This is a genomic window from bacterium, assembly GCA_030652805.1.
GTDB lineage: Bacteria > JAHJDO01 > JAHJDO01 > JAHJDO01 > JAHJDO01 > JAHJDO01.
Map to the genome: position 1 here is coordinate 1 of JAUSPT010000091.1, position 3,541 is coordinate 3,541.

Below are 3,541 nucleotides of genomic sequence, written 5' to 3' on the forward strand. Positions count from 1 at the left end.
AAACTTTCCACCAATTGCCGTTGTCTAAAAAAATATTTCTGAGCTTGATTTTTCCGCTTACATATTCCATAATACGTTAAGATTACATGAAAAAATTGTTTTATTAAAGGAAAAGTTGCTGCCGAAGGCAGCCTAATTTAATTGTTTTATCCTCTCCCATTATTATATTGACTTACTAACCCACTTCATTAAGCCTCCTGCAGATATCAGGTCCTGAATAAATTCGGGAAATGGGCTGGATTTGTAGAACTTGTTCTTTGTAAGATTGGATATAGTGCCTGCTGATAAGTCAACTTCCAGAATATCTCCTTTATCTGCATCCTTGACTGCTTCCTTACATTCAAGAATTGGAAGGCCAATATTTATTGCATTACGGTAGAATATCCTTGCGAACGTATTTGCTATGATACATGAAACTCCTGCTTCCTTTATAGATATTGGCGCATGTTCCCTTGATGAACCGCAGCCAAAATTCTCCTGAGCAACAATAATATCGCCTTTCTTAACACACTTAGCAAAAGAAGCGTCTATGTCCTCCATGCAGTGTTCTGCCAGTTCTTTTGGGTCAGAAGTATTAAGGTATCTTGCAGGGATGATCTCATCTGTATTTACATTGTCTCCGTATTTCCAACTCTTTCCTTTAAAGTTCATTTTATCTTTATCTCCTCCGGATCTGTTATTCTTCCCTTAATTGCTGATGCGGCTGCAACAGCAGGGCTTGCAAGATATACTTCACTCTTAACGTGCCCCATTCTTCCCACAAAATTACGGTTCGTTGTGCTTACACATCTTTCTCCTTCTGCAAGCACACCCATATGCCCGCCAAGGCACGGTCCGCAGGTAGGAGTGCTTATAATTCCTCCACTCTCCAGAAATATATCAAACAACCCCATTTTCATAGCATCAGCGTATATCTTTTGAGTTGCAGGAAGAATTATAAGCCTTATATATGGATGTATCTTATGTCCCTTCAGTATCCCTGCTGCAATTTCTAAATCCTGTAGCCTTCCATTTGTGCACGAACCTATAACCACCTGATCTATTTGTATATTATCAGCCTCGCTTGCAGGTTTTGTGTTTGACGGTAGATGAGGGAACGATACCTGAGGTTTAATTTTCGACACATCATATTCCCTGATATCAGCATATTTGGCATCTGAATCGCTTTTATATACCTTGTAATCTCTTTTTGCCGTATTCTTAATATAATTTAATGTCTTCTCATCAGGTTCGATAATGCCATTCTTCCCTCCTGCTTCTATTGCCATATTACACATTGTAAATCTATCAGGCATAGTTAATCCAGATATAACATCCCCGCAGAACTCCATTGATTTATAAAGCGCTCCGTCTACGCCTATATCCCCTATTGTATAGAGAATAAGATCCTTGCCGCAAACCCACGTATTAAGCATTCCTTTGTAAACAAACTTTATGGTTTCAGGAACTTTAAACCATGCTTTACCTCTTATCATTGCTGCTGCAAGATCAGTGCTTCCAACGCCTGTTGAAAATGCGCCCAAAGCTCCGTAAGTACATGTATGCGAATCTGCGCCAATGATACAATCTCCGGGAAGAACAAGTCCCTGCTCAGGAAGCAGTGCATGCTCTACCCCCATTTCCCCTATCTCAAAGTAATATTTAATTGTCTTCTTCCTTGAAAAATCCCTGAGTATTTTACACTGCTCTGCTGATTTCACATCCTTGTTTGGGGTAAAATGGTCAGGCACAAGAGCAACTCTCTCTTTATCAAAAACGTCCAGTTCCCTGCCCTTTTCTTTTTCTACAGACTCAAACTCAGAGATTGCAATCGGGGCGGTAATATCATTACCCAAAATAAAATCAAGATTCGCCTCAATAAGCTCACCAGGGAAAACAAGAGGCATCGCCTCTTGTTTCTTTCTCACATGCGCGGCTAATATTTTTTCTGTTATAGTCATTCCCATTTAAAATTTCCTCCTTAAATTAAACTAAATATTTCATTAATCCCAATGCCAAACTGAAGTATATGAGCATGCCTGTAATATCATTCGCAGTTGTTACAAAAGGTCCTGTAGCAATAGCGGGGTCAATGTTAAACTTATTAAATACAAGCGGTATAATTGCTCCTATTGCTGCAGCAACAATAATAGCCATAAACATTGAAACAAAAAGAACAAGTCCTAAAACAAGCTGCCTCTGCCATAACACTCCGACTGTTCCTACAACGGCGCCGCATGCAAGTCCCATAATAGCGCCTATTCTTACTTCTCTAAAAAGCATTTTCCATACCTTTTTAGTGTCTATTATGCCCGTTGCCAACCCTCTCACTACAATTGTAGATGATTGAATTCCAATGTTTCCTCCCATAGCGGCAATTATGGGCATAAAAAAAGCCAGAGCTATAACCTGTTCCAGAACAAATTTAAATCTGCTTACAACAAGTACACATATTAGTCCTCCCAGAAGAGTCGTAATGAGCCATGGAAGACGTATCTTAGCAACATTGAAAGAAGACTTTGTCAAAAGCTCGTCCTCTGTCGTTCCAACAGACTTATATACATCTTCAGTAGCCTCTTCTCTTATCACGTCAATAATATCATCAACTGTTATTATTCCCAGAAGCCTGTTTGAAGCATCCGTAACAGGAACAGCTAAAAGATCGTACTTTGCAACTAGATTTGCAACATATTCCTGATCACTGTCGGGCTTTACACTAATGATGTCTGAAATCATCACATTTTTTAATCTTTTATCAGGATCTGCCATAATTAGTTTTTTTAATGTAACTACTCCACGAAGATGGTCTTCTCTGTCTGTTGTGTATATATAATAACCGGCTTCCACATCCATATCTTTTCGCAGATACTCTAATGTGTCAGCGACTGTGGCATCCTCATGAAAAGATACAAATTCAGTTGTCATTATTCCACCTGCAGTATCTTTATCATATTGAATTAATTCTGCTACTTCTTCTGCTGCTTCTTCTTCTGTCATTTGGGCCAGAACTTTTAGATGCTCTCCTTCTGGAAGATACTGAAGGATATCGGCAGCATTGTCAGGAGGCATTGTATCAAGCATTTTTGAAAGTCTAATGGGACTCATAGCTTGAACAAGTTTTTTTGCTAACACAGAATCTACTTCATTTAGAACTTCAGCAGTAACCTCTGGCTTAAGCATATTCAGTATTTTCTGCCCTTCTTCAGCTTCTAAGTGACTTATAACATCAGCCACGTCAGCAGTATGAAGCTTATTTAAAAACCTCTGAAGCTTGACAACAGCATTGCTGCTAAGATAATCCTGAACAATGTTTATAAATCTCTCTATCTTCTTTTCCATAAAACCAATTTTCACACACTCTGTTTATTTAGCATTGAGGCATTATAGCAACGGAAAAGCAATAAAGTCAAAGGGATTTAGAACTGTAATACACAAATGATAATGTCCTATTTGGCACATTTAGAAATGTCCTAATTTAAAGAGGCTATAATACCCGATTTAATAGGAGGGTATTATGGCAGAAAGGGATATTATCATGGCAAGTCAAAGAGAGCTAAAGCGG

3 protein-coding genes are annotated in these 3,541 nt (G+C 38.7%); all 3 read right to left on the minus strand.

The window, feature by feature from the left end:
* Positions 1 to 162 precede the first annotated feature (162 nt).
* From leuD to mgtE, 3 genes are read right to left on the minus strand one after another with little or no spacing between them, the layout of a single operon-like run.
* A complete protein-coding gene (leuD, locus tag Q7J67_08800; GenBank protein ID MDO9465380.1) occupies positions 163 to 651 on the minus strand; it encodes a 3-isopropylmalate dehydratase small subunit in 489 nt (162 codons plus the stop codon).
* Complete coding sequence (leuC, locus tag Q7J67_08805) at positions 648 to 1,946, minus strand: 3-isopropylmalate dehydratase large subunit (GenBank protein MDO9465381.1); 1,299 nt, start codon at positions 1,944 to 1,946, stop codon at positions 648 to 650. The genes leuD and leuC overlap by 4 nt, the downstream gene beginning before the upstream one ends.
* A 19-nt stretch (positions 1,947 to 1,965) precedes the next feature.
* Positions 1,966 to 3,318: a magnesium transporter gene (gene mgtE, locus Q7J67_08810; protein ID MDO9465382.1), complete on the minus strand. Its 1,353-nt coding sequence runs from the start codon at positions 3,316 to 3,318 to the stop codon at positions 1,966 to 1,968.
* Positions 3,319 to 3,541: the final 223 nt, after the last annotated feature.

Excerpts from the sequence above, each read along its gene's own strand:
- leuD (MDO9465380.1), bottom strand. The coding sequence starts at position 651 with ATGAACTTTAAAGGAAAGAGTTGGAAATACGGAGACAATGTAAATACA.
- leuC (MDO9465381.1), bottom strand. The coding sequence starts at position 1,946 with ATGGGAATGACTATAACAGAAAAAATATTAGCCGCGCATGTGAGAAAG.
- mgtE (MDO9465382.1), bottom strand. The coding sequence starts at position 3,318 with ATGGAAAAGAAGATAGAGAGATTTATAAACATTGTTCAGGATTATCTT.